Annotated in this window: 20 protein-coding genes and 1 tRNA gene; 7 read left to right on the top strand and 14 right to left on the bottom strand. The window is 43.5% G+C overall.

From position 1 onward, the window contains the following. The first annotated feature begins 70 nt into the window (after positions 1–70). On the top strand, positions 71–1,594 hold the full coding sequence (locus IGQ44_01470) for a site-2 protease family protein (GenBank protein HIK36649.1): 1,524 nt from the start codon (positions 71–73) through the stop codon (positions 1,592–1,594). Between the two features lie 1,362 nt (positions 1,595–2,956). Continuing rightward, the gene (locus IGQ44_01465; protein ID HIK36648.1) at positions 2,957–3,253 is read left to right on the top strand and encodes a hypothetical protein; all 297 of its coding nucleotides are present in this window, start codon (positions 2,957–2,959) and stop codon (positions 3,251–3,253) included. A 120-nt stretch (positions 3,254–3,373) separates the two neighbouring features. Here the strand turns inward: IGQ44_01465 and IGQ44_01460 are convergent, their stop codons facing one another. Together IGQ44_01460 and IGQ44_01455 are read right to left on the bottom strand one after the other, a co-directional pair. Then, positions 3,374–4,144 carry a flippase-like domain-containing protein gene (locus IGQ44_01460; GenBank protein ID HIK36647.1) on the bottom strand — a complete coding sequence of 257 codons (771 nt, stop codon included), beginning with the start codon at positions 4,142–4,144 and terminating at the stop codon, positions 3,374–3,376. Positions 4,145–4,288: 144 nt separating this feature from the next. Next, complete coding sequence (locus IGQ44_01455; protein HIK36646.1) at positions 4,289–4,951, bottom strand: DUF4033 domain-containing protein; 663 nt, start codon at positions 4,949–4,951, stop codon at positions 4,289–4,291. A gap of 133 nt (positions 4,952–5,084) precedes the next feature. Here IGQ44_01455 and IGQ44_01450 point away from each other — a divergent pair, with 133 nt between their 5' ends. Continuing rightward, positions 5,085–5,270, top strand: a complete 186-nt coding sequence (locus tag IGQ44_01450) for a DUF3285 domain-containing protein (protein HIK36645.1) — start codon at positions 5,085–5,087, stop codon at positions 5,268–5,270. 6 nt (positions 5,271–5,276) lie between these two features. On the opposite strand, the gene IGQ44_01445 is transcribed toward IGQ44_01450, so the two are convergent. Next, positions 5,277–5,852 carry a DUF3611 family protein gene (locus IGQ44_01445; protein ID HIK36644.1) on the bottom strand — a complete coding sequence of 192 codons (576 nt, stop codon included), beginning with the start codon at positions 5,850–5,852 and terminating at the stop codon, positions 5,277–5,279. Between the two features lie 112 nt (positions 5,853–5,964). Here IGQ44_01445 and IGQ44_01440 point away from each other — a divergent pair, with 112 nt between their 5' ends. Beyond that, a complete protein-coding gene (locus IGQ44_01440; protein HIK36643.1) occupies positions 5,965–6,168 on the top strand; it encodes a hypothetical protein in 204 nt (67 codons plus the stop codon). Between the two features lie 137 nt (positions 6,169–6,305). On the opposite strand, the gene IGQ44_01435 is transcribed toward IGQ44_01440, so the two are convergent. Then, a complete protein-coding gene (locus tag IGQ44_01435) occupies positions 6,306–6,527 on the bottom strand; it encodes a DUF4327 family protein (protein HIK36642.1) in 222 nt (73 codons plus the stop codon). A gap of 317 nt (positions 6,528–6,844) precedes the next feature. Here IGQ44_01435 and ubiE point away from each other — a divergent pair, with 317 nt between their 5' ends. The 3 genes from ubiE to IGQ44_01420 all read left to right on the top strand — a co-directional run bounded on the left by ubiE (position 6,845) and on the right by IGQ44_01420 (position 9,240). Beyond that, the gene (gene ubiE, locus IGQ44_01430; protein ID HIK36641.1) at positions 6,845–7,543 is read left to right on the top strand and encodes a bifunctional demethylmenaquinone methyltransferase/2-methoxy-6-polyprenyl-1,4-benzoquinol methylase UbiE; all 699 of its coding nucleotides are present in this window, start codon (positions 6,845–6,847) and stop codon (positions 7,541–7,543) included. Between the two features lie 34 nt (positions 7,544–7,577). Then, a complete protein-coding gene (locus IGQ44_01425; protein ID HIK36640.1) occupies positions 7,578–8,816 on the top strand; it encodes a DUF445 domain-containing protein in 1,239 nt (412 codons plus the stop codon). A 142-nt stretch (positions 8,817–8,958) separates the two neighbouring features. After that, a complete protein-coding gene (locus IGQ44_01420; protein ID HIK36639.1) occupies positions 8,959–9,240 on the top strand; it encodes a hypothetical protein in 282 nt (93 codons plus the stop codon). Positions 9,241–11,653: 2,413 nt separating this feature from the next. Here the strand turns inward: IGQ44_01420 and tatC are convergent. The 10 genes from tatC to IGQ44_01370 form a co-directional block, all read right to left on the bottom strand. Next, positions 11,654–12,409: a twin-arginine translocase subunit TatC gene (tatC, locus tag IGQ44_01415; protein HIK36638.1), complete on the bottom strand. Its 756-nt coding sequence runs from the start codon at positions 12,407–12,409 to the stop codon at positions 11,654–11,656. Positions 12,410–12,411: 2 nt separating this feature from the next. Beyond that, complete coding sequence (locus tag IGQ44_01410) at positions 12,412–12,885, bottom strand: chemotaxis protein CheW (protein ID HIK36637.1); 474 nt, start codon at positions 12,883–12,885, stop codon at positions 12,412–12,414. A 7-nt stretch (positions 12,886–12,892) separates the two neighbouring features. Continuing rightward, positions 12,893–15,139 carry a glycoside hydrolase gene (locus IGQ44_01405; GenBank protein HIK36636.1) on the bottom strand — a complete coding sequence of 749 codons (2,247 nt, stop codon included), beginning with the start codon at positions 15,137–15,139 and terminating at the stop codon, positions 12,893–12,895. Positions 15,140–15,392: 253 nt separating this feature from the next. Then, complete coding sequence (gene typA / locus IGQ44_01400) at positions 15,393–17,186, bottom strand: translational GTPase TypA (protein HIK36635.1); 1,794 nt, start codon at positions 17,184–17,186, stop codon at positions 15,393–15,395. A gap of 33 nt (positions 17,187–17,219) precedes the next feature. After that, the gene (locus IGQ44_01395; protein ID HIK36634.1) at positions 17,220–18,881 is read right to left on the bottom strand and encodes a SpoIID/LytB domain-containing protein; all 1,662 of its coding nucleotides are present in this window, start codon (positions 18,879–18,881) and stop codon (positions 17,220–17,222) included. A 60-nt stretch (positions 18,882–18,941) separates the two neighbouring features. Continuing rightward, positions 18,942–19,991, bottom strand: a complete 1,050-nt coding sequence (mnmA, locus tag IGQ44_01390; GenBank protein ID HIK36633.1) for a tRNA 2-thiouridine(34) synthase MnmA — start codon at positions 19,989–19,991, stop codon at positions 18,942–18,944. A 191-nt stretch (positions 19,992–20,182) separates the two neighbouring features. Beyond that, complete coding sequence (locus IGQ44_01385; protein ID HIK36632.1) at positions 20,183–21,079, bottom strand: hypothetical protein; 897 nt, start codon at positions 21,077–21,079, stop codon at positions 20,183–20,185. A gap of 85 nt (positions 21,080–21,164) precedes the next feature. Continuing rightward, a complete protein-coding gene (locus IGQ44_01380; protein HIK36631.1) occupies positions 21,165–23,255 on the bottom strand; it encodes a DUF4101 domain-containing protein in 2,091 nt (696 codons plus the stop codon). A gap of 352 nt (positions 23,256–23,607) precedes the next feature. After that, positions 23,608–23,694: transfer RNA gene (locus IGQ44_01375), tRNA-Ser, on the bottom strand. Between the two features lie 54 nt (positions 23,695–23,748). Next, positions 23,749–26,769, bottom strand: coding sequence for an AAA family ATPase (locus IGQ44_01370; protein ID HIK36630.1), 3,021 nt, complete (start codon positions 26,767–26,769; stop codon positions 23,749–23,751). Positions 26,770–26,857: the final 88 nt, after the last annotated feature.

Below are 26,857 nucleotides of genomic sequence, written 5' to 3'. Positions count from 1 at the left end.
ATAATAAATCCTACTATTGGTTTTAACCTTTTTAACCTTTCATCTTTGGCCAAAATGGGGATAATTATCTATGTTTAGTCTAGCAGACAATTTTGCCATTCTCGTCATCAGTTTGATGGGCTTAGTTATTATTATCTGGGGTTATACCCGTGCGAAACCTTATGGGGAAATTGGTATTTTAGCCTGGCTACAATCTATAGCTTTAATGTTGCCATGGTTGATATTTTTCTTCCTCCTCAGCTTTGGTATATACCTCAATCTAATTGCCGTTATTTTCTTTTTGGTTTTCTCAGCCGCGGTTTACATTTATCTCGGTAATAGAATTAGAACTAAGGCAAAAGAAACCATCAAAACTGGATTACGAGTCAATCCCCAGTCTCTTGAAAAGACAAAAGAAGGCCAACAGACTCCAGAAGAAAAAACTCCCGAGGAAACCTCCAGTTTAGCTGTCACATCAGAAACACAGATAACCCCCATACCAGAAGAGGAATTGAAGGAAATTAAGGGAATTTTCAGTATAGACACCTTCTTTGCCACCGAGACAATTCCCTACCAAGACGGGGTAATTTTTAAGGGAAATTTGAGAGGAGAGGCAGAATTTTCCCATCGCACTCTTAGCCAGAAATTAAGGGAAAAACTAGGGGATAAATATCGTTTATTCTTAGTAGAAACTCCCGAGGAAAAACCAGTGGTAGTAATCTTACCCGCCACTAATGATCCTAGGCCTCTCAGTTTAGCACAAAAAAATCTTGCCTTTGCCCTGTTTATAGTAACAATATTTACCACTATGGAAGCTGTTGCCTTCCTTTTGGGCTTCGACTTGGTGGGAAATTGGCAACGCTGGAGGGAGGTTTTACCCCTGACGCTGGGATTATGGTTAATACTCCTGGCTCATGAAATTGCCCATCATGTGGTAGGAAGAAATAGAGGGGTTAAAGTCAGTCTTCCCTTCTTTCTACCATCATTACAGATTGGTAGTTTTGGTGCCATAACCCGCTTTGAGTCGGTAATCCCCAATCGTAGTGTTTTATTTGATACCGCTTTTGCCGGACCTGCTACCGGTTTTCTGGTATCATTGCTCATACTGATTATAGGCATGAGTCTGTCTACCGGCAATGAGGGTTTAGAAATTCCTACTCTTTTCTTCAGAGGCTCAATCCTAGTAGGTAGTATAGCAAAATTCTTCTTCCAGTCCAGCCTAGAAGCAGATTCTATCCATGTACATCCCTTTACCATTTTAGGGTGGTTGGGTTTAGTGATCAATGCCATTAATGTGTTGCCCGCCGGACAGCTGGATGGTGGTAGAATGGTACAGGCCATTTACGGCAGAAAAACCTGTCGTCGCACCACCGTTGGTACACTTGTTGTACTAGGGATAGTTAGTCTGTTTAATCCCATCAACTCTCTTCCCTTCTACTGGGCCATTATCATTCTATTCTTACAACGAGACTTAGAAAGGCCTTGTTTAAATGAATTAAGTGAGCCAGATGATACCCGTGCTGCCTGGGGACTGTTTATGATATTCTTATCATTGGCCACTCTTATCCCTATCACCCCCAGTCTTGCCACTCGTTTAGGCATTGGCATACTTTAAAAAATCCTCTTACTGGCCAATCCTCTGTCATGTGTTTGGGGATTGATTGGCATAATCTGAATAACACCATTGCCTCCCCTTGAGGGGTTGGTTGGCATAACCTGAATATACTGGCCGCTTTTGGGGTTGATTGAGACAGTTTCAATAAATAATCCCAGCCGCTACCCTCTACTCTACCCCCGATTTACCATCCTCTTGCCTCCGGGTATCGGTATGCTTTCAACAACTTCAAATGCTTATCCTCTTGTCACCCAGGTGTTGGCATGCCTTGAATAACTCTAAATGGCTACTTTTTTGCCATTCTTTTATTAATCCCTTGCCACCAAGCAGGCTATTGGCATATGTCGAATAACCCCAATTAGTCTTCTTCTTGCATTTGGGAATTGGCATACTTTGAATAACCCCAGCTGCTACCTCTTAAGCTACCTCTTTATGTGTTGGTATGCTTTAAATTCCTTCTCTCACCAGCAAGTCAGAAAGCTGCCTGCCTCGTTGACTGGAATGCCTTGAATAATAATACCAGCAGCTACCCCAACCCTCTGCCTCAAAGAAAGGATTTGTATACTTTGAAGACTATGAATTACCACCTTCTTGCTATTTGTTTAGGTATTGGCATAATCTGAAAGCTACCACTATTGGGGTTGACTGAAACATTTTGAATAATCCCCGCGGCAAGTCATCCTTTTATTTCCCGGCCGTTATCCCCGGCATAATTTGAATAACCAAAGTAGTTATCCCCTTGCCACTGGTTTGGGTGTTGGCATGCCTTACATCCATCGTCTTACTCGCCAATTGAAAAGCCACCTGTGGGTTGATTAGGAGACTCTGAGTAATAATAACAGTGGCTACTTCACCCTCCTTTCTTGTTTAGGGGTTAGCATGTTTTCAATGACTCTAACCAGTAGCTACCTTCTGGCTTGCCTACTCGTTGGTTACCCTAATCCCTTGCCACCCACCCCACCGACTATCCTCCCCCTCTACTGGTTTAAGTTTTGATGGAATGCCTTTAATAACCCCATCACATCTCCTTACTACCTGTATACTCTATAACTCAAGGCAGTTATCTTCTCACCACCTGTTTATTCATCAACCTGCTTTGATGGGAATAGGTATAATTGTCAAGTCTAGTCACTACCCCCCTGTCACCCAGTCAACCTATTATCGTCTGTTTGGGAATTTAGTATACCTCCAATGAGCCAAAAAAAACCGTTGGCTTTCTTTCCCTGTGGTTAGGATTTATTGTCCATGCTATACTAGTCGCACTCAACCACTGATTTAATTATCTTCCTGTTTGCGGCTAGCCGGGAAGATATTAATCCCATAATCGTATGTCTTCTTCACATTGTGGGGATTATACCCCTTTTGTGTCTTTCTTTTTTGTGGTTAAATTATCCCAGCCAGAAAATTAATCCTACCCCTTTTATAGTAGCTAGTTTCTTTGCTGACATATTTGCATTTTCGCCCCATTTTGCTTTCCAACAGCTACCCAAGACATTCCCGCAAAACTATTTTTTCCCCAGTCTTTTTGCTGCAACCATTGCCACTACCTGTCTGGCTTTGATACTAATAGCCGTTTTAAAGGGCGACTGGCAAGTTTATCTATTTCAGAAGTTTAGACTCTCGCCTGCTTTCTCTGCTTTTGCCAGTGGTTTTCTATGATGACTGAACTGTAAGAGGGGTAAACAACAAAATTATTTTTTGGATTGTTACTATAATACCCTCAATTGAGCCTCTTGTCCACCCCTGTTTCCCTCTATGAGAGAGTCTACGGAAAACTTATTAGATATCTGGATTTAATAACCAGGCTAAATAAGCCATGATAGTTTCCGCTAAAATGCTAGAGACGCGAAAAAAGGCTACCACAATAATCACCTTCTCACTACTCAACAACTTTCCTTCCAAAATGGCTAAGGCTACCGCCTCGAATACCCCTAATCCCCCTGGAGCCCCTGGTATAATTAAACCTAGTAGCCATGCCATACTAAATGCCATTATAACTACTGGCACAATACTTGTTTTTAGGGGAATAAATGCCATTAGCAAAACAGTAAATGCCATCCCTCTCAGTATTAGGAATACTATCCCACCAACCAAGGGTTTTAGGGGATATTTTACAAGTTGCTTTTCACAGCACTTTCCACTTATTTTCTTGGTTTTCTCCAAGATAAAATTAATTACTTTTGGATTAATCCCCATCAAGCAAACGGCTACAATCCCAGTTACAATTAGCCAAATTAATAACCACGATTCATTTTCAATCTCGGCAAATACAAAAGCCACAACAGTCATCAAAGCAGCAGCAATAGCCATCAAGAAAGGCTCAATTACAACGGCAACGGTGGCTAAATCTAGGCTATCTCCTTTTTTCTCAATCGCCCTTACCCTTCCTAAAAAATGCCAAACATTACCCGGAATGTATTTGGCTATGTTAGTGACTAGATAAATGCATATTGCCGAAAATCCTCTCAGATTTGCCTTAAACAAGTCTAAAATCCAACTCCAAACCAAGGCAGAAAAAAGATGTCCTAGACAGTTGAATATTAAACTCAAAAAAAAAACAGAAATAAACAGGCGAATTCAAAGAGACTTGGGTAATCCCATGCCAGTTTTGAATAAGGTTAGAAAGCAGAAAAAATAAGGCAACTCCCAAAACAAACCAACGGCTGAAATACCTAACTATGCCCATAGCAACTACTAGACTACCCTAATTTTGGAACAAGGTCGAGGGGGATGGGAAACCACAGCCTGACTACAGGTATCTTGCAAACAGGGTTGATTGTATACCGCCTCACTGGTAAACGGTGGCGGAGACTTGCCAAACACCATCTCACAACTAAAATCTTCAAAATTGGGAGTCATAGTCAGGGGAATTCTAAGATACTCTGTGAAGAATTTCTGTGTGGGCAACTTACACATGTTAACACACATAGCTACACAACCACTAGCTTCTAGATAACGACATTTGTGAATATATACCCCACTTTTTTGACGACGAATTTCCCCGTTTTCCCCAACAATTTCTACTTCCCTCACCTCCGATTTCCCTACTAACCACTCAAATAAAATAGTGGCAAAGGTGGCGTTAAACTCGCATACCCATTTGGAAGGGGGAAAAAAAGTGCGAATCAAAAATACTACACAAGGGGGAATTAAAGATTTCAAAACCTTTTCCACCAATTCCTGTTGCTGCTGTGGATTTCTCCCCGTCATAATTTGTTTTGACAAGTCCACAAAACCATCATAACCCCTCAACCTCGTTTTCGTGCCTAGGGCCTTTGCCATTTTCCTAGAAAATAAGGCAATAAATAATCTGTCAATCCAATTGTCTTTGTATTCCTTTTTCTCCCTGTTACTCATGGGTTTCAGAATATATGGCAGTGGCGTCTAAAAAACCTTCGTCACCAGTATAGATTATAACCCTACCACCGGGAGTTGCCTTTTGACTAACCCAAATACTAACATAAGAAAAAACAACAACCCCTATGACAGTATGACAGAAAAACCATCACCTACTTCCACAACTGCCAAAGAGACAAACAAAACAAGGGAGTATAGCTATGTTAGACTGGCCATGAGAAACATGGTGCGAAAAAGAAACACCTCCCTGAAACACTTCTTCCTCACCGTTATAGGCTTATTAACCTTCCTGGTGGGAATTTCCTACCTCACCCGCTAGAGACAACTATATGCTAACACGCTCCAAGAGAATCAAGGAAGTTACAATGCCGGCAAAATGGGCCGCAATTGTGTTAGTATTAGCCTGGATAATCAGTAAATCCAGAGAATTAACAAACTGTTGGGGATTTGGACTAATTAACTGAGGCGCGAGGGTTAGAGACTTGGCTAAGCCTATACCCACCAGAGTTTCCGCCCCGATTATAGCAAACAACATCCCCACCAGGTTTAAAATTAAACCGACTCTAATAAGGCGCAGTGTTTCCGATTTTTTTGGTCTTACAGAGGGGTTGGCATTCTCCAGCCTCCTCCCGATTCTACCATAACGGAAAGCAATTATAATAGCGGCCGTGAGTAAAATCACGCTGACAAAGGCTGCAAAAACTCCAAGTTGTATACCACTCTTCCTCTCCTGGGTGTTAAACAAAGCAGGTGTGGCAAACAAGAGGGTAACCCCCGAAATAATACCCAAGACTAATTGCAACCAGAAACTCCAAAAACCCCATCTCTGGAGATTCCTGGATACCCTAGCAATGGCGGGTGGCAGCGAAGGGGGGGATGTAATTTCTGAATCCTTAGTCATTTCGCCGGCATCAGACACACTATCTCTTATCCAAGTATAACCCCTATCCCCACTGGTTTAATTGGTATAATTGGGGAGATTTAATCTTCTCTTCTATTGAGGAAACATCACTATGAGTGAGAAAGCTGTAAACTGTAAGGTAGAATGTGTCAACGGTTGTATTCTGGGGGATGATTGTCCCAATAGAGAATACGTTAAACAAGCCTCCCGCTTCATCCAAAATACCCCCCTGGAGAAAATGTTGGAAATGGCGGAGGAGGCAAGACTGCGGAAACTGATGTCACCCGGCAAGTGGGTTATGCCAGAAGACTTATAGAGGGAATATAGGGGAGATGTGTACTAGAAAAAACTTCAGGGAAGACTTATAGTGCCAACTGGGGTTTCCAGAGGTTTTGCCATCCACTCTTTTTATCAGATAGATGGCACCGGCCCCCATTGTACCACTATTTTTGCCTACTCGTCCTCCCATTTTTCCACCACTAACAAATCTCGAATCGGATCTTGCATGGAAAACCCATAGGCTATCAACTCCGATTTGAGAAAGGCCCAGTCTTTCCCGAATAACAGAGCTATCTTCCCAATATTATCATCGGGGGTGACTATTTTGGAATTGACAAGAGAAGACACCTGCTGTTGCAACTTCACCATCGGGTGAATAACTTGCTTTCTTGGCATACACTTCCTGATTTTCCCTTAAAGTTATACTAAAACCATCAATCACAAGACTCCAGTGGAAAAACGGGTAGCAAGACGTCAGCCGGGGTGGGGGAGACGGCAACAGACGCACACCAGCCGTCTAAGCCTCCCTTCGCCTCCCAGACATCTCATCCCCTTCGACTTTTTAAATCAAACCTCGGTGTTTTCTAATTTTCCTAGGAAGGGTACTGTGTTAAACTCCCACCATGACATTATAACACATTTTGTTAGAATAAATAGTCGCCGACTAATTTGATTAGTTTGTTTAGTTAATTTATCATCGCCAATACTGCTAGATGAATTTCACTTCCTCGCCTTCCCAAATCCAACACATGTTTGACAGGATAGCCCCAGTCTATGATTTGCTCAACGACTGGCTAAGCCTTGGATTACACAGAGTGTGGAAACAAATGACTGTTAATTGGAGTAATCCAGACCCAGCGGGTATTGCAATAGATTTATGTTGTGGTACAGGGGATTTGACATTTCTACTGGCAAAGAAAATAAAAAAGGGGAAAGTAATAGGTGTAGATTTTTCACCCCGTCTATTAGCAGTGGCAAGGGAAAAAGCAAGAAGAAGGGGGTATGATAAAATAGAATGGCTGGAGGCAGATGTTTTAAAACTCCCTTTTCCAGACAACAGTATAGACTGTATCACCATGGGTTATGGTTTAAGAAACGTGGTTGACATTCCTGCAGGGATGCGAGAAATATGGAGGGTGTTGAAACCAGGCAAGAAGGCAGCAATCCTGGACTTTCATCGGCCTGACAATGGTTGGTTAGCGGCTGCCCAACAATGGTATTTAGAAAACATAGTAGTCACCGCCGCCTCTTTTTTTGGCAACCAACAAGACTATGCCTACATCCACCCCAGTATAAAACGCTTTCCCAATGGCAAACAGCAAATAGCCATAGCCAAACAAATTGGTTTCAGCCAACAAACACACTATCCCCTCATGGGGGGTATGATGGGAGTTTTAGTCTTAACCAAGTAATGACAACATCATAGCTCAACTTTGCTAGTCGGGAATGCCCATAGACTTGGCTTATTGGTGGCGTTTTCTCCTTCCTCCCCTTGTCGGTGGCATCATTGGTTATTTCACTAATGATTTGGCTATCAACATGTTGTTTCGCCCCTACAAACCTATTTATGTGTTTGGGCGAAGACTTCCCTTTACCCCCGGTTTAATCCCCCGCAACCAGGAGAGGTTAGCCAAAAAAGTCGCCGACACCATCCTCAATTCCCTTCTTACTCCTGAGGAATTGCAACACATCGCCAAGAGACTATTAGCCACCGAGAGGGTAAAAGCTGTTATCTTCTGGTTGTTACAACTGGGATTACAACAAATCAACCAGAATCAAGAAGAAAAAACTGCTAAAATCCTAGCCGACATTCTAAGAGATATTTTCGGCGATTCCCTGCCGAAGTTATTGAAAACCATTGCCAGAAAGGGCGATTTTTTGGAGACACAAATCAACCAGATTTTCGACAAAGTTTTGCTGGAATTTAAACTCAACGAAAATCAGGCAAGACAACTGGCCGACTGGTTGTTGCAATTTGTCCTTTCTCCTGATATAATCAGACAGGGTCTAGTCAACTTTTTGACCGAGCGTAATATAAACGTCATTGACGAAGGATTCAGGGAGAAAACAAGTGGCACCTACTGGGTGGTAGCTAATTTATTTGGGGTTAAAAACGCCCTGACTAGACTTAGAAGTTTCTGTTTAGATGAGAAGGAAACGGCAAACACCAGAATCAAAGAATTATTATTATCCCTGGAAATCAGAAACAGATTAAAAGAGTTTTTCCTGGAATTGTCCCTCCAGAATCTCCCCGTCGCCACCGTAAAACAATTAAGAGAAAATATCAATCAAACCGTCCGTCAATATATACAAGACAAAGGCCCAGACTTACTCCACCAACTCAGTGAAAACATAAACTGGGACAACATATCCCTTCTCATTGTACACCGTCTTCAGTCCTCCAGCGCCGTCAACAGTTCCCTAGAATTTTTCAGTAAAGAATTAGCTCTAATCATCGAAAGACATTTAGAAAAGGACTTAGAAACCATCGTAGCTCAGGCCATCCCTATTCTCTCCCTTGACCAGGTTATCATCGACCGCATTAAGGCCACAACCCCCCAACAACTAGAAATTGCCACTCAAAGCCTCGTCAAAACCGAATTGCAAGCCATTGTCAACCTAGGCGGCATTCTCGGTTTCCTCATCGGCATCCTTCAGGCCATCTTCCTCTGGTTTAATCAATAGACTCAATGTGAAAAAATGTTACACTCCCTTGCACTTCCCCTTCCCTTTTCCCTAGAATGGTAATTGTATCACAATGGTTTTTCTTTACCTTTTTGGGTTACTTAACATTTCTAAAATAATATAAAGAGAGAAGGGACTGAAGGTGGGGAAAAACAGGCAGAGGGCAATAGCCGTGAAAAATCCCCGCGGTTGGGGTGGCAGTATCCATGCCCAGAATGAGAATTCCCCCCTTGTCCTTGGTTTTCTAACCCCCCTGCCGGTTGAGGGGCATCCAGGCAATGTCCTTTGGGAAGGCAACGGCAAGCAAATTCGAAACAAATTTGAAATAGAGGAAGGGAAAAGGTGGGACAAAGACATCTCAAGTCCGTCAGTACCTACCGACGGGGTGGCCGGGGGAGGTGCCATGTGGTTCATTAATTCATAAATTAAAAGCTTGGATATACTGAACTACAGAGATAATATAGACCCAAAATGGCTACTCCTCTTTTTTAAACCCATTCTTTTTTGGCTTGTTCAATGGGCTCAGTGTAAAAAAATGTTGCACCGTCTTGCACTTCTCCCTTTCTCTCCTCTAAAATGTTAACTGTAGGAGAATGGGTGTTCCGTGGGATTTTTTATTTATGTAATAAGGGAGGCCCAAAGGGGGACAGAAAAGAAAGACAGAAAGGACAGTTTTACTCGTCAATAACCCCTGCCAACACTCGGTAAAAGATAAAGGCAGTCCAAAGAGGGGAAGGGGTAAGAATCACCACTGGGGTTGTCCTCGACTCTCTCGTCGGTACTGCTATCATAGGACTGTGGTTCCATCCTCTGGTTTCATCCATGAGCTGAATGTAAAAAGATGTGAAGTGGCCTTCCGCTTCGACTCTGGTTTCCCCTATAATGGGGGCATGGGAGAATGGGTTGTCCGTGCCTAAATGTAGTTTCTGTGTAAACTTAAAAAATCAGGGATTTTGATTTAAGAGTGGGTTTGAGAAAAGACAGGATACTGGCGGGGGATGAAAGGGGGAAGAGGATAGCAGGATTGCTAATCCTCCGTCAGTGGCTTTTTAAAGCAATCACTAGGCTAGATGTGGAAAAATGTTAAACCCCCTTGAACTTGCCCCAGGGGTGGGGGATACAGGGGCTTATGAGTGATTATAATAAGCCTCCAGGGGGTGGGGAATGCCAATTTTATTTGAAAAAATATTCTAATAAATTGGGGTAACAAAGGTGGAGAAAATAGGAAAAAGGGGGATGAACAAAGTCCAAGACAGGGTCATCATTGTGTTCTTGACAGGAGGTTAGCAGGAGCTGCCCTCTTAATTCTAATAAAAATAAATATCAATAGTTTTTGGTTAGTTTCTTATAGCTCGGTGTGGGCCAAAATAAAAGACATATTGTGTCTGTTATTGTTTGAAACGGATTCAAACCCCCGCAAGGAGAGCGATTAATAATTAACTCGAACAACACCTTCGGACAAAAAGAAATAAAGTAAAATTTTAATCAAAAAACTGAGAATTATTCGAGGTGATTCAAGCAAAACTTAAAAATAAATTACAACAACTATACCCTAATACTGATGTCCAAAAAAATTCAAATTCATACCGTAATAAAATACCTTATTCGGGAAGCAGATAAATTTGTCCAGAAATCCCTCAAGGAAACAAATCCAGAAGCATTCCTGATAAATTACACAAAGCGGAGATTATGCGGCGAAAAAACCGAATACCCGGTAAAACCCCCGATTCTGGTCATTTTCTTGTAAAGACAAACCATTTATTTTGCCTCTCATGCATCTTCACAGAGCTCAATTAAAGACATCCTAACTTAAAAAATATCCTGCATATGCTATTATTATACAAAATAAAAGCTGATATAATTTTGGTCACGTACATATAATTTATTCTGGTCAGTTTTTTTGGCATCTGCAGTTAAAAGTGCCACAGTTTTGGCTAAGAAAGGCCAAGGGGTAAGTTTATCAGTTTGCCAAGGAGAGAAAGTAGTTTATAGAGGCCTTTATTGCTGGGGATAAATGGGAGGAGATACAGCATTTTCTGTAATTACTCCTGATTGTTATGTCGCCAATATACAATAGGCAAATAAAGCAATATAGATGTACAAATTGGAGATTTAAATAGTTTACTAATGAGGTAAGATAATAAATAAGGATAAGCACTAGTTTTGATGGCATGTGCAATATGCTTGCCCCTAGAGGAATGGATAAAGGATAGGGGAGTTATAAGAAGTATTCAGGGGTGTTTTTACCGTCAAAAGGGGGTTGTGAGGTATTTGGAGATGTATTCGAAAAAAGACTTGAATCAAGAAGTTTAGCATGCTCTGGAAAAGGCTCAGTGATAATACTCCTGACAACAAGAAATGCCGCCAAAAAAAAGCCCAGGCAGTTTCCCCGCTTTGCCAGATAATTATTAAGCACATTAGCAGGGGGTCATGGACAATAAGCAAGCTGTCAATTACTTTAATCTGGAAACAGTAGAAGGCAAAAGCCGCCAAGGCCGCCCCCATTGAGCAAAATGTAAAAAAGTGTTAACCTCCCCAGCATTCCCTTTTCAACTTACCTAACAATGCTGGTGGTGGTGTCACAGTTCTTTCTTTTTTTCGCGTGTACTGTTTATTATATCTTTATTGATTTGGCGCCCAGGCCGGTGAGTTGACCCTGGTGGAGGCGGCATCCCCGGTAATGGACCTTGTGGGCCTCGACGGGGCTGTCTGTGAAGAAATGTAAAATTCCCTCGCTTTCGTCCCTCCAGCTCAAAGGCTTTCTAAAAAGAAATCAGGAAGAGAGGGCTTGACAGGAGATAGGATTCCGACTAGAATAAGGAGCTGCCCCGGGTTTGTTATTTACCGATCAGTTTGACCAGGAGAATACCAGTGAGGTAAAGAAAAAGGACAGCGCCTGCCAGAAGAGACTGGGTAAGGGGATCAGTAGAAGGAGTGATGATGGCACCGGCAATTAGTGAAGTTAAGACGACAAAACGCCAGCTGGAAAGCATCTGTTGAGAGTTGGTCAGGTTAAGGGAGGCAAGAAGCAGTTGTATCACTGGCACCTGGAAGGCAATCCCCGTGGAAAACATCAATAAGAGTACAAACTGGAAGTATTTACTGATAGACCAGGTTTGTTCTACCACGTCACTGCCATAGTTGATGAAGAATTGAAGGGCGGCAGGAATTAGGACATAATAGGCGAATACCAAACCGGCAAAAAAGAGGGAACTGGAACCAAAGACTACTGGAGCTAAGAGCCTCCTCTCCCGTCTGGTGAGCCCTGGTAATACAAATTGAACTATTTGGTATAGGAGCATGGGGGAGGCTAACAGAAGGCCACTATAACCCGCTACCTGTAGGGAGACGAAGAAGAATTCCCCCGGTGAGAGTTGCAAAAATTTTACTCCCTTCGCTGGCACTTCTAACCAGGCAATTATGGGTTTAACAAAGACAAAACAACCAATGCCACACCCCAATACCGAGACTAGGCTTATAAAAATACGTTGTCGCAACTCCTCCAGGTGGTCAAAAAAGGACATCTCCACCGGGTTGGGAATTTCATCCCAGTATTTTTCATCCTTCCCTGTTTTTGTCTCACCAGTAGCCATACCTATTGCGGAATTAGTTGATCTGGGTCTAAAATGAAAATGGTCTTCTCCTCCCCCTCCTCCCCCATCACCGCTACGTGGGAAGCTATTCTGAGGGTGTCTGCCTTGCGATAAGAAGCAGGTAACACCCTAATGGCTTTCAGGGGTATGTCATACAACTCCGGGGGGGAGGTGATCACAATGCCGAACACTTCGTTGACACTGTTGCGCGCCAGAAGCAAATACTTTCTCCCTTTGGGGTTGAGGGGCTGTGGGGTGTTGAACAACATCTTGTGTAGGTCTATCACCGTCACCTCCTTGTCTTCAAGATGTACGACCCCAAAGGGATTCAAGCCACTGCCAAAGATGGTGGTGTAGTTCACCACCCTTTGCACCACGTCTATGTGTAGGGCGGCATTCAAACTCCCCACCTCAAATACTAACAACTTTACCTTAACGCCACCACCTGTTTGGCCAAAACCAAAGTCGCTTCTCATAATATTCTTATGGCACACGAAGGGAGATGAGTTGGTTGTCTAACAGGGCCTCTCTGAATTCGCCATTGTCCGCCAACACCGCAATTAGACGTATTTCCTGATCCGGATCTACGTGAAGATTACGCCAAGGTACAGCCACCTCCAAACTGCGTCCTAGGGCCACCCTACCATCGCAGTAACGGGCATGCCACTGGCCGTCATACCCTGCTTCTTCCAGCCAACATGTCTGGCTGGGTATATGAATGCCAAGGTGGTGCCGGTAATTATAGTTTAGCGGTTCCTGCTCCGGAACGTGTGTTAGGGGCAATCTAGTATTAGGACCAAGCCTGTCCACATAATACCAGGCCAAGTGCAACTCTGACGGCAGCTCTTTTCCCACTTGAACCCCCGGCCTCAAATCGAATCTTAAGAAGAAATACAAGTGATTCCAACCATAATAAATACAAGGGATGACACTGGCGCGATGCATAGTGCCCCTACTGCCGCCCACAGTGATTTTTCCTGCCTTCTCCCAGTCTTCGTCCTCCCCTGACCCGTCGATGGGGGGATGGATGAAACTGCCTGGGATGTAGTTCTCCCGGCTTTTAGGTTCCTCTACAGGTTGGTATAAATACTCAGGCACTGGTTCGTTTAAGGCCTGATACAGGGCAATTAAATGTTCCCTAAACAGCTGGTCGAATATGGCATCATGGGCGGAGTGATGGGGATCACCAAACCACCAAAACCAGTCCGAGCCTTCAGCGGCATACAATGCCTCCCACGCTGCCGGATTTACATCCTCTGTCGCCTCTGGGTGTCTTGCCAGGGTTTCTCTAGCCTCGGACAGGTAGTCCCATGCTTTGTTTTTAGTGGGGTCACCAATCCAGGTGGTAAAATTGGCATTAATCCATGAACCACTGTGGAGGTAACGGCTATCAATTTCGGCAGTAGGGGGGAATTTCTCCAGAAACTCCGACACGGTAACCAGTTTAATGTCATCCTGACGGGATAGTCTTTCGTATAAAGATTCTAAGAACAATCGCCCGTCCTGTTCATAAAATTCCCAACAATTCTCTCCATCCAGGGCTATAGTTACCAACCACGGCTGTGTTAGACTGGTCTGACCTTCTGGTTGTTTATGTTTAAGGGTGCGAGATATGGCCTCCAGGTGTCCTATCAAATCCTTAGCCGCCTGGTGATGCTCCATGGAACTGTAGGAAAAGCCAATCAGATCCGACAGCCGGTGATCTCTAAACACTATACTCAAGTCCCCTTCAGGGGTTTTTAGACGGTAGGGACGATACAAGCGCTCGGGATCATAAACATTCCCAGTCTCGTCACGGTAGAAATAGTGATGTAGAGAGATGCCTAATACCCCCTCATCTGAACACAACCACTTAAACCCTCTTCTGGCCACGTGGGGTAAAATAGCAGGACTTACAGACTGTTCACTTGGCCACAATCCCCTTGGCTGACGGCCAAACCTTTGTTCGTATATACTCCAAGCTCTATCCAGATGACGTGGTATGTCTTCTTCCCACTGGAAGCGACGGGAGGGCAATGAAATATTCGGTACTGCTACTTTAGCTACATCTGTATCTGCCAACAGAGGTAAAATAGGATGTGTATATGGGCTAGTAGTCACCTCCAACTGTCCCGTGTTTTGCATTTTCCTGTGTTGGGGGATGATTCTACTAATAATCTCCCTTTGTTTTTCCCAGATCAACTTCCTGTCTGCTAGAGTAAACCCCTTTCCTTTTTCTATTAATACACCTATTTGAGGATCAGACCAAAAAATCGGGTCAAACCACGCCAGGTTGTGCCATGCCAGTAGGTCACTGTAATCCTGTTCCGTCCAATTCTTTAGACACCATCTAGGCCCCAAATGGTGGCGTTGTTGGTACAATTCATCATAGCGTCGGTGGGGACGGATCAGATTATGATAGTTGGCATCAAAGAAATGATTGATTATAAACTCCTTTTGGGCAGTTGTTAGTTGAGATACCGGCGTCAGGGTTAGCGCCAAATATGGGTCCATTGCCTTCCCACTGGCATACTCCTCCAACTGTAGAATTAGCGACGGCACCAGGTTTACTGTCTGTTGTAACTTGGGATACTTTTCTAGTACTAAAATTAAATCCAAATAGTCCTTAATCCCATGCAATCTCACCCAGGGTAGACGGTATTCCCCACCAAACTCGTGGCTTGATAGGCGGGATTTATACAATGGCTGGTGCTGATGCCAAATAAACGCTACATACAGGGGATGAGACATACCACTTGCCCACTTTTTAACAATCGTTATCAGTCTATCTCATCCCCCCAACACTTGACAATCAACCTCCTTTTTTTTCCTCCAACTCTTGACAAGGGTGGGCGGGGCGTGCTTCTTGGATGGGGGTGGGTGGACGGCAGGCGGAGGGACTGTCAAGAAACTTGGGCTGCTCTAATTTTTATTGCAATATTTTATAGATAACCCAGGACAGAAAAGGGGGAGGGGCGGGGGAGAATGTTTAAGCTTACAACCCCTAACGTCTGGCGAGTTTCTTAGAGGGGACTTTACGAAGACGAATAGATTTGGGAGTAACTTCCACAAGTTCATCAGGGCCGATGAATTCTAGCGCCCTTTCTAAGGTCATCTCTATAGGCGCTTGCAATTGCACCAACTCATCGCCAGTGGCCGAACGATGGTTGGTTAATTGTTTGGTCTTGCAGACGTTCAATTCTAGGTCTTGAGGTCGATTGCTTTCACCCACAATCATACCCTTGTAGACTTTGGTGCCGGGCTCAATGAAAAAGACACCCCTATCCTCGGCGTTTTTAAGGGCGTAGAAGGTGGCAACCCCCTCCTCGCAGGAGATTAACACGCCATTGTGACGAGTTTCTAATTCCCCTACAACAGGACGATATTCATAAAAACTATGACTCATAATGCCCTCGCCCCTGGTAATACGGATAAATTCACTGCGAAAGCCGATAAGACCGCGGGCAGGGATGATAAACTCCATCTGGACGCGGCCGTTGCCACCGGACTGCATGTCCTGCATTTCTGCCTTTCTCCGTCCCAGGGTTTCAATACAAGGACCTTGGGCCTCTTCTGGTATGTCTATGACTAGATATTCAAAGGGTTCATAGGGTTGTCCGTTGACTTCCCTAAAGATTACCTGGGGTTGGGACACCTGGAACTCATAGCCTTCCCGACGCATATTCTCAATAAGGATGGCCAGATGGAGTTCTCCTCTACCGGAAACAATAAACTGCTCAGAGGACTCCCCCTCCTCCACCCTTAGAGCTACGTTAGTCTCCAATTCTCGCATGAGACGCTCTCTTAGTTGACGGGAGGTGACAAATTTGCCCTCCTGGCCGGCAAAAGGGGAGTTATTGACAGAAAATGTCATCTTCAAGGTGGGCTCATCCACCTTAATGAGAGGCAAGGCTTGAGGATTGTTGGGACAAGCTATAGTTTCACCTATGTTGGCCTCGTTAAAACCAGCAACCGCTACAATCTGTCCAGCACTGGCACTTTCTAATTCTACCCTTTGTAGACCCTCAAAGCCGAAAAGCTTTGTTACCTTCCCCCTGACAATAGTCCCATCATCCTTTATGAGGGCAGCCTGTTGTCCCGCTCTAATAGTACCATTGTGGATGCGGCCGATTACAATCCTGCCCAGATATTCTGAGTAATCAAGGGTGGTTACCTGTAGTTGTAGGGGCTTGTTAGGATCACCGGGGGGGGGGGGGACATGACGCAAAATAGCCTCAAACAGAGGTTTCATGTCCTTGCTGTCGTCATCGAGGCTGGTTTTGGCATAACCCGCTAAACCTGAAGCATAAAGTGTTACAAAATCACATTGGTCGTCATCTGCCCCTAATTCCACAAATAGGTCAAAAACCTTATCTACCACCTTAAGGGGTTCAGCGTTAGGTCGATCGATCTTATTTATTACCACAATAGGCCTTAACCCCTTCTCTAGGGCCTTTTTGAGGACAAAACGAGTCTGGGGCATGGGGCCTTCATTGGCGTCCACAATCAACAGACAACCGTCCACCATCCCCAATACCCGTTCCACCTCGCCACCAAAGTCTGCGTGCCCTGGGGTGTCTACGATGTTAATTATGGTGTCCTTATAACGTACTGCGGTATTTTTAGCCAGGATAGTAATCCCCCTTTCCCTTTCCAACTCATTGCAGTCCAGTACACAATTTGGTACTTCTTCTCCCTCTCTGAATACTCCTGACTGTTTCAATAATGCATCTACCAATGTAGTCTTGCCATGGTCTACGTGAGCTATTATGGCCACGTTGCGAATAGGGGTGGACATAAGTGAACAAAAGTTAACCCTATGTAATAATCTTTAATATATCGCTTTTATTGTATACCGACTGTCGTTACTTTTGGAGGTGTGGGAAGAAACAGAAGGGGGCCTCCAGAAAACGATGGAGTCATTGAGAGGTTGTACCACAGTGCCGGGATAATAGAATTGTAGAATTTGTTGAGCAGTCCAACCTAGTCTAGCAAGATTATAGCTGCCAAACTGACTCAAGCCAACCCCATGGCCAAAACCGCCACCTATGAATTTATAGCCGGTTAGGTTTTTCTGGGAGTCATAAACAGGCTCAAGATAAAATAGGGTGCTGCGGGGAGGTGTAAAAGCACTTCTCACCTCATTCTTCTCGAGAATCACCACCCCCAGGTCAGTGACAACCTCCAATTTGAGAATTCTACCAGAGGGAGCCCTTTCTACTACCTTCATTTCCCTAATAGTCTTAAAATCGGCCAGGGGATGTCTAATGCGAGTGAGGTATCTTTGCAAATCACTAGTTAATTCAGCCAGACTACTTTGTTTTTGCCAACGGAAAAGACTTCTACCAGTTTCATTAAAACCCTTTTCTAGGGAGATAAACTTGCGAAAATTGGCCTCGTTGTCCAGACTATATTCAGCCAGGTTCCAGACAGGGTAGGGCGCATCGATGATAGGCTTTAAATAGGGGCGATTTTCCCCATTCCAAATATCAGAGAAGTTAGAAGTAACGCCACCACTAGTGGAAGAGTATAAGGCATCCACTAGCTCGTTGTTATAAGTTAAAACCAATCCCCTAGTAGCCGTAATGGCCGCATCGGCAACGGGAGAAGTGCCAGAAAGACCATAGTATACCTGACAGTGGGTTGTAGCACACAGTTGGTAATTGTCCGCTTCAAAGCGACGGGTATTGCGGAGGGCATAGGTGCGGGCGATAATAGTCTGAGCCTCCACTGCAGCCCTCGGCGCATTACTTCCGATTTCATGGGGCACTACTCCCCTGAGATAAGTTTCTAAGTCCACCCTGTTGACAAGGGTATAATCTCCATAGGAATTAGGTTGAACAGTAAAACTACCGGCATATTTAGTCCACTTGCCATTCTGGCCATCCTTGACGGCAGTAACTCCCTCGGGGTTAGATATCTCTAGCCAGTCAACCCTATAAGTTTGTCCACTCACAGTAAAGGTGACTTCTGGTTTTTCTGCCACAAGGCGGCTTTCCAAATAAACATTCTGATAGCCTTGCTGTTGGAGTTGTTGCAGTAAAAGTCTTCTAAGGAGGGGGGTATTATAAGTGCTACGTTTAGCCCAAACCTGCCAACGCCCAGGCTGGGTTATTTCTACATCAATTCCCAGACGACGCCAGTGGTTGGCATCATCTTCGGCGGTTTCAAAAGTGCCATAATCTCCCAATACCACCACCTCCTGTAGCTGTTTTTTGGGCAGGGGGGTTTTGGTTATCCCCAATTGTAACTTTTTTGTATACAAAAAAATTTTTTCTTTAGTTTTCTTGTGGGAAAATCGCAGTAGTAGGGGTTGACTGCCAACAGTGGTGAGAGTAATAGTATCCTCCGGGTTATCCCCAAACCGTTGTACTATTCCTACTGTTAAATCAATGGCAAAAAGGGAGGTGGAAGGGGTGAAGAGAGAAAACACAGTGGATAGTGACAGGGATAAGAAAAACTGTTTTGTAGGGAGTTTAAAATACAGTGCCATAATTACAATCAGACTTCGTCAGGGTAAAGAACAAACCCACAATAGCAGACAACGGGATAATTAATGACGTTGGATAATGCCGCCACCGAGTAGAATATCCCTATGATAGAATACAGCAGCTTGGCCAGGGGTAATACCAAATTGTGGTTCATCGAATACCAGTTTTACCCTATTATCCTCTAATGGGATGACGGTAGCGGTTTGAGGAGGGGCCTGATAACGTATTTTCACCTCTGCCTTGATGGGGTTAGCCGGTTGGGGGATAGACAACCAGTTTACTCTCTCCACATAACACTCTTGTTTTCCAGCCTGACTACGAGTTGCCACCACCACCCTATTCATTATAGGGTCCAATTCAACCACATAGAGGGGTTCACAATAGGGTATACCCAGACCCCTTCTTTGTCCTATAGTATAGTTGTGAATACCTTGATGGGTGCCCAATACTCTTCCCTGTAAGTCCACTATTTCCCCTGGTTTCGGTTTTATGTACTTTTCCAGAAATTCTTTCATACTACCGTGAGTTTCAATAAGGCAAAGGTCTTGGCTTTCTGGTTTTTGGGCGGTTTTGAGTTTGAACTGTGCGGCCAATGCCCTAGTTTCTGCCTTAGTTTGACTGCCCAGGGGGAAGATAAGATAGGGTAGAATCTCTTGGGGCAAATCGTAGAGAAAGTAGGATTGGTCTTTTTTAGCATCAATGGCTCTTAATAGTTGATAACGTTGGAGAGAGGGGTTGTAAACTACTCTGGCATAGTGTCCCGTAGCTACATATTCCAACCCCAGACTCCGAGCGAATTCCAACATAGGCGGGAATTTTACTGTACGGTTGCACTGAGAGCAAGGGAGGGGGGTGATGCCTTTAGAATATCCCTCAATAAGGTAGTCCACAATGTTATTTTGAAATATATCCCTAACATCTACTACATGGTGTTTTATGCCCAACTGTTCACATACAATTGCGGCATCTAACATGCCTTCTGAACAACATTGGCCTTTTCCCTTCATTAGCCAGAGGGTAACCCCCTCCACATGATAACCCTGTTTTTGGAGAATAGCGGCAGTCACCGAACTATCTACTCCCCCTGACAATCCCACTAATACTTTTTTCATATCCCCTCAAACAATAGTACTCCTTTTGTATTCTTCTTGCCTCAACCGATGTACAAATATTTATACGTGTCCTATGTTAGAATAGGATAGGCCAGGATGTCAGGGGTGGAGGGGCGGCCAAAAATAAAAAACCCAACCCCCACAATTTTCTGATACGTTTTCTACTATATTGTAAGCCCCTCTTCCATTGTTCACTTAATTGTAGATATTCTTCGCACTGACTCGTTGTTTAGATATCCATTTTCTCTCAGAAAAACCAGGAGGGCCTGTGGGAATTTTACCTTGTTTTTACACCTGTCATAAATCCAATAACCTTCCCCTTTGTCTAAACAATAATTTTCGTTTTTGTTATAGTTTTTTAGCATCAATTGCCAGGCAGCTACCTCTTCTCCCAGGAGGGCTTTCCAGGCGACATAGGCTGCCCAAAAGGCGTTGTTATTTTTGGAATCTCTCCCCCTTTGTTGCCACAGTTTATTGAGTTCATTTTTAAGCCAGGGACCATATTGTGGTTGTTTAGTTGCATTGATTAATTTGCCGGATTGAATGCTCCAGATTTGTGGTGGGGCAACGGATTCTGCATAACTGGCAAAGGTATAGAGAAAGCTATTGTCTATGGTGACGTATTCATAAATTCCATTTTTGTCAACATCAGAAACTCCTCTAGGGCCTCCATCAAAAACACCTCCCTCTATCACTTTCCATTTACCATTTTGCTTAGTTAAAATAAAGAGTTCAGCGCAACAATGAGCTCCCCCCGTGTAAGATTCGAAAATGATTTCGGGAGTGGTGTTGCTTTTATCCATTTCAGCTATTTGCACCTGGGCCATGGGGAAGAAAGATTCAGCCCCTTCCAGTTCCAAAACCTTATTCTCCCTCTCAAATACGCTGACTTTACTTACAACAAATTCCCCCTCTTTTCCCTTCCTTTTTTGGGCATACAAATCGACTTTTATGTTATTTTTGGACACAGTTGCTGAAGGATTTTCGCCGTCGATGCGTGCTGACACTACCCCTGCCAACGCTCTGGGAAGGTATAAAGGGTTTGTCAGGAGAAAAAAACCCAACAGGCTTACTATTTTTTTGAACATTCCAACCCCTCTTATGCCCTCTCACAAGCATTATATCACGGGTTAAAAATAGGAAAGACTTTTTCCAAAAAACAACAACAACTAACTAACGGCTGGAGAGAATTTTTAGGTCTCTAATGAGCCATCGTTGACCTTCCCTTACAAGATTGTATTGGACTAACAGTTTTTCTTCGTAGGAAAGTCTTGGGTTGAGAGCACCATTTTGATAGTACTGAGACCTTTCAAAAACCTCTGCCTGAACGATGGCTTCTGTATTATTCTGAGGGTTAGTTTGAGCGGAAAGGACTTTAATTTTATGCTCATAACGACGATAGGCATTGAGGCGACGGAGGCTGTTGGCATTGGCTTTCCAGACGGCGGCCAAGGAGTCCGTTAAAACCTGATCAAGGGCAGTTGTATCATATTCTGGGCCAGTGGCCTTTTGTTTGGCAACCAGCCAGTTGTTGATAATGGCGGCGGCGTCTTCCTGGGATAATTGTACTTGGAGATTTTCCTTTACCGGATCTGTTTCCTTCTGTGGCAAATCGATTAAAGGCTCAGACAGGGGTATATTTAGGTTTTCTTGTTGTTTTGGGAATAGGACCTTGAGTACAAGAAAGGCTACAGAAGTAGCACAGAGAATGGCTGCTAGGGGTATAAAAAAGGGAAGGAGGGCATCGCGATGGGGCCTCTTAACCGGTTTTTTGGCAGAAGAAGGATGAGAAGGTCGGGGATTAGTCTTCTTGTCAGTGTTGCTGGAGACGGTAGGCTGTGGTGGGGAGGTCTCCATTTCTGCTTCCAACAAGTCGCTAAAGCCGATTAATTCTTCTTTCTCTTCCACCTCTTCTTCCCGTGGAGAGGCAGGGAAAGTGGGTTGTTGTATTTCCGGTTTTTGGTCAGTAGTATCATAATTTTCTGTTTCCATCTGAGGCAAAGAGACGGTAAAATTGTCTGGAAAGGAGGATTCTGTTTCTGGCAATGATGGCTGGGAAAGGCTTTCTAGGTAGCTTTGTACTCTTGGATCGTCAAAATAGGCGTCGAGGGAAGGATTAGCGTCTTTCAAGTCGAGAAACTGGGGGAATACTTCTGTTTTCAACCACTCTTCGGTATAACGACACAAACCGGGGAGTAAGTCGGGGGAGGAGGCGGAAAGAGTTTTTATGTATTCAATAGCTTCTTTTTCCTTGCTTTGGCCCAGAGAAAATTCTGCTTCTGTAGTTTGACCTAAAAGGAGAGCACAGATAGACTGTTCAAGATAGACGTCTTGATGAATGGTGAGGGGGATAAGACTATTTTTAGCCTTGATAATCAATTCTGGTTTTCTTTCTGCAAATCCCCTGGCAATACAGGCATAGGCAAAAAGGTAGGTGGCAGCGGTGGAGGGGCGTTTTGCCTCCGCTTCAAACAATTTTTGTTGTTCTTCTGCGGTTAAATAAACGCGAATTTGCTGAATAAACCGGAGAAATGCCTCCCCATCTAAACCGCACTCGTCCACGCTTGTATTTTCAAACCCTCCTCTGCGGTTAAACATCTCCCGAAGGAGATTAAGGGCCTTTTCCCTATCTTTCGGATCTGAGGAGGCATCTTCCTTTGTAAGCAGCTCAATTACGCGGTAAGGTTTTAATTTCCCTAAATCCTGTTTAATTTCTTTTCTAAGATGGGGGAATAAATCCTCTTTTACCAGCAAATCGTGGGAGTATTGGAGATATTCGGCGGCTAGATTATATTCCCTTTCTTGCCATTTTTCTCTTGCTAATTCTAGATGAGCCAATACCACAGTGAGAATTAAATCCTGCCAAACAAGGCTAATCTGTTCAACCTGGTTCGTTAATTGATCCAGTTTCCCCTTATTATTGAGATAGGGTTGGCTCAGATTTAACACCAACTCGTATTCCCCCAACTCTAAAAGAATGATTAGTGCCCCTAGAAAGAGACTATTGTCAATCTCAAGGGATATTTCCTTTTTTTCTTCTTCCTCCTGGGCGAAAAGAGAAGCGTTATACTGTAAACGGGATTCTGGGTTAGATAGAGTATCGTAGGCGACTTTTAACAAATTTTTCCGGGAGGACTGGGCTATGATACTATAGTCCTGGTGGGGCAGTTGAACAGAACGATCCTCATAGGCTTGTTTAATCAATTCTGGTTCGGCCTCGAGAGGAATGCCCAGAATACGATAATAGTCTAGGGGTATTTCCACCACTGGCTACGATTAGGACTCCAAGAATACGGTTTACCTTCTTGAGATCTTACCACCGATGTTCTTAAGTGGGGACAAACAACTGTCTTCACCCAAGAAATTCACCCTGGTTACACTACAAGGCCCTTTTGACAGAATGCACATGAAATCAGCTTAACCTATTAACAACTGCTAATGATTTCCCCCAATGATTTTGACTGACGGGGGAAAAGGCAAAAGGTTTATTGCATTCTTATTATTCTTGCACTTTGTTGTATTCAGGGCGGCAGAGACAAGCTAGGGCGGAGATAGTGTTAGATGTTAAGACTATTCAATGTAATGTAGGGGCTGGGGCGGCAGTGGGCTAAGGAAGCGGAGAGAGAGGGATTCGAACCCTCGTTGAGGTTTCCCCCAAACAGCATTTCCAGTGCTGCGCCTTCAACCACTCGGCCATCTCTCCAGAGGTGCAACACATCTCCCCATTGTAACACATTCTCTACCCCCTCGTCAAGGCTCAGCCTACGAGTCTAATTTTTGAGCCTTCGGGGGTTTTATACACTTCTATTTTAGTTTGAAAAGCCTCTTTGAATTGGCTGATATGGGTTACTGTGAGAATACAGGCGAATTCGGGGGCGACGGCATTGATGGCGGCAATGAGACGTTCACATCCCTCTGCATCCTGACTACCAAAACCCTCATCTATGATTAACATTTGGAGGGGTGTGCCTGCCCTTTGGGCTAAGATACGGGATAATGCTAGGCGAATGGCAAAATTGACCCTGAAGGCTTCTCCCCCCGAATAAGTCTCATAGGCTCTTGTGCCCTGGTTGTCAGCAATGATAATATCTAGGGTATCTCTAGGATTTGAATTTTTTCCCCTCCCTGATTTTGTCTGTTTCTGGGTTACGAATTTTACACTCAACTGATTGCCGGTGAGATTATTTAAAATGCGATTAGCTTCATTCTCAATCAATGGCAGTATATTTTCAATCATTAAAGACTGGATCCCATTTTTGCCAAAGGCTATCCCCAACTCCTCGTGGATGCGGTGTTGTTTTTGTGTCTCTTTTAGTTGTTTTTCCAGTTGTTTTACCTCTTCTTCCTGAGTCTGTATCATAGCTAATGATTGTTCTAACCTTCCCTTTTTCATTAATAATTCTTGGATTTTCTCCTGGCAGGATTTTGCTTCTTCCTCCAGTTGTGTCAGTTGTTCACCATAATCTTTCAGGGAGGACAGTTGTTGTTTTGTCTCTTCTAACTCTGCTATTATTTTGTTTTTTTCTTCCTGGTATTCTTTTGAATTTTCCGTAATTTGTATTATCTGGTTTTCAAGGTGAGGTTTGTTTTTCTGGGCCTGGAATAAGTCTGCATATAACTGTTGATATTGCTGCAGTTCCCTCAGGGTTTCAACCACCTGTTGGTGTTCCCTAGAATCATAGTTTATCTCTGCCAATTCTTGTTGTATGTGTTGCAATTTTCTCTGGATTTCGGAATCACGAGCAATTGTAGATAATTCTTCAGTAATATCCCTTATCTTTTGGCTGATGTATTCTTTTTGCTGGCCAATTTTTTCCAATTCGTTTTGAGCCTCCTTTAATCTAGTTTCTTGGGTCTCCGCCCAACGCAAGGCCGCCTCTTCTTTTCTCAGAATGGCGTGGTTTTCTTCACTGTAGTTTAATTCTCTAATTTTTTGTTCTATCTCTAGGATTTTCTGACGTTGAAGGGAGGCATAATCACCATTTTCTAGCCGAGACATAATAGCATTTATTTCTTCTTGTAACTCCTCGAGTCTGGTTGAGAGTTCCTCTCCATAATCTAACCTATTTTCAAGGAAAGCATACTCCTTTCTCCAGTGTTCTTCTTGAGCGAGCTTTTGATTCAATTCCCCATATTCTTTCCTTAGGTTTTCCAACTCCCTTTCTGCTTCCACAATTTGGGCTTTACAATTCCATAATTCTAATTCAAGCTGTTTGTATTCCATCCGGGTTTTGGCAACAACATATTGCAGGTGACTTTCGTCTAATTCTCTCTCACAAAGGGGGCAAATTGCATGTTTTTCCTGGAGAGTGTTCAATTTCTCTGTCAACTTTGTCAATTGGGTCTCTAAATCCGTTTGCCGGTTTAATAGCTGACTTATAATAATCTTTTTCTCGTCTCCCTTCTCCTGAACACGTTTCTGATAATTTCTAATATTTCGGCAGTTGGTTAGGTCCTGTTCCAGTTGAAAAAAACGTCTTCTTAGGGGTAGGATTTCTTGCAATTCTTTCTGGATATTATTATACTCTTTTTGTAGATTTTCCAGCCTGGCAATAAGGAGCGCCTTTTCTCTTTCCACCTCTTTTTCTAAAGCGTATTTTTTTTGTAACAAGTTATGTGCCTCTTCTTGGATGGATTCAAGAATGGCCAGTTGTTGGCGACAAGCCCTTAGTTTTTCTAACTCTTTATCTAAGTTGGGGTACTTGCTGATAGTTTGTCTTAATTCTTCCTCTCTGAGGGATAGATTGTCCAGATTGGCTTTTTCCCTTTCCAAAGATATTTTGAGCCTTTCTTTTTCCTTATTTAATTGACTCTCCAGGTATTGTATGCTTTCTCTTAACTGCTGATACCTATGAAGTTTTTGATTAAGTTCATCATTTTTTTCCGTCAGCAATTGCCAATGACGATAAGCGGATACAATTTCTGCTTCTCGCGCTAATATCTGTTGTAATTTTTCTAACTCCTCTGCCAATTTTTTCTTTTCATTTTCCAGATATTCCAGGCGGGCGAATAACCTTGCCAGTTGCCCCTCCTGCCATTCTTTTCTCTTCAGTAATTCCAGACGTTGGTCGTTTAATCTCCTGAGGTTTTCAAGATTTGCCTTAATTTCTCCTTGTAGTTTCTGCCTGGAATTCAATTCTCTTTCTAGGTGCTCTAACTCCCAGAATAGGCTAGGCTTTTGGGAGATTCTTTCTTGATTTTCTTCTATTTTCTTCTTAATTTCTTCCGCCCTAACTTTGAATTCTCTGGCAAGGTTTTTGGCATCTTCTGCTAGTTTTTCATAGGATTCAAGTTTTAGCAAATCTGCCAATACTTCTTTCCGCTGTGCAGGGGTGAGTAGCATGAATTCGTCGGCCCTACCTTGTCTGATATAGGCGGAGTTTATAAAGGTGTCATAGTCAATTTTTAAACACTGAGAAATCTTATCTTGGGTTTCTCTAATTCCACTGCCGGCGATAGATTTATACTCCTGGCCATTGAAAAGCTGAAAATCTAAAGCGCTACTCTTACTTTTGTTTCTAATGCGAATAATACGATACTGTTTTTGGTTGTAAAAAAATTCAAAATCTACCCTAGTTTCTGTTTCCCCCAAGTGGACTAAATCATCATCACTACTGGCACGGGTTTTGCCCCAAATTGCCCAGGTAATGGCCTCTAACAGAGATGATTTTCCCGCCCCATTTGCTCCGCAGATGCAGGCGGTGTGCAACCCCTCGAAGTTTAATTCCGCTTCCTTATAGCTCAAAAAGTTTTTTAGCTTTAACCGCAGGGGTATCATGATTTTTCCCTATTTATTTTCTGGTTTTGCTTTCGATGATTATAAGGCAAATTTTGAATCATTGTCAATAATTTTTGGAGATATTTCG

This window comes from Geminocystis sp. M7585_C2015_104 (genome assembly GCA_015295805.1).
GTDB lineage: Bacteria > Cyanobacteriota > Cyanobacteriia > Cyanobacteriales > Cyanobacteriaceae > DVEF01.
Note: the sequence above shows the minus strand (reverse complement) of the source record. Positions and strands in the feature narration are given on the sequence as shown.

Excerpts from the sequence above, each read along its gene's own strand:
- IGQ44_01470 (HIK36649.1), top strand. The coding sequence starts at position 71 with ATGTTTAGTCTAGCAGACAATTTTGCCATTCTCGTCATCAGTTTGATG.
- IGQ44_01455 (HIK36646.1), bottom strand. The coding sequence starts at position 4,951 with ATGAGTAACAGGGAGAAAAAGGAATACAAAGACAATTGGATTGACAGA.
- IGQ44_01450 (HIK36645.1), top strand. The coding sequence starts at position 5,085 with ATGACAGAAAAACCATCACCTACTTCCACAACTGCCAAAGAGACAAAC.
- IGQ44_01445 (HIK36644.1), bottom strand. The coding sequence starts at position 5,852 with ATGACTAAGGATTCAGAAATTACATCCCCCCCTTCGCTGCCACCCGCC.
- IGQ44_01440 (HIK36643.1), top strand. The coding sequence starts at position 5,965 with ATGAGTGAGAAAGCTGTAAACTGTAAGGTAGAATGTGTCAACGGTTGT.
- IGQ44_01435 (HIK36642.1), bottom strand. The coding sequence starts at position 6,527 with ATGCCAAGAAAGCAAGTTATTCACCCGATGGTGAAGTTGCAACAGCAG.
- ubiE (HIK36641.1), top strand. The coding sequence starts at position 6,845 with ATGAATTTCACTTCCTCGCCTTCCCAAATCCAACACATGTTTGACAGG.
- IGQ44_01425 (HIK36640.1), top strand. The coding sequence starts at position 7,578 with ATGCCCATAGACTTGGCTTATTGGTGGCGTTTTCTCCTTCCTCCCCTT.
- tatC (HIK36638.1), bottom strand. The coding sequence starts at position 12,409 with ATGGCTACTGGTGAGACAAAAACAGGGAAGGATGAAAAATACTGGGAT.
- IGQ44_01410 (HIK36637.1), bottom strand. The coding sequence starts at position 12,885 with ATGAGAAGCGACTTTGGTTTTGGCCAAACAGGTGGTGGCGTTAAGGTA.
- IGQ44_01405 (HIK36636.1), bottom strand. The coding sequence starts at position 15,139 with ATGTCTCATCCCCTGTATGTAGCGTTTATTTGGCATCAGCACCAGCCA.
- typA (HIK36635.1), bottom strand. The coding sequence starts at position 17,186 with ATGTCCACCCCTATTCGCAACGTGGCCATAATAGCTCACGTAGACCAT.
- IGQ44_01395 (HIK36634.1), bottom strand. The coding sequence starts at position 18,881 with ATGGCACTGTATTTTAAACTCCCTACAAAACAGTTTTTCTTATCCCTG.
- mnmA (HIK36633.1), bottom strand. The coding sequence starts at position 19,991 with ATGAAAAAAGTATTAGTGGGATTGTCAGGGGGAGTAGATAGTTCGGTG.
- IGQ44_01385 (HIK36632.1), bottom strand. The coding sequence starts at position 21,079 with ATGTTCAAAAAAATAGTAAGCCTGTTGGGTTTTTTTCTCCTGACAAAC.
- IGQ44_01370 (HIK36630.1), bottom strand. The coding sequence starts at position 26,769 with ATGATACCCCTGCGGTTAAAGCTAAAAAACTTTTTGAGCTATAAGGAA.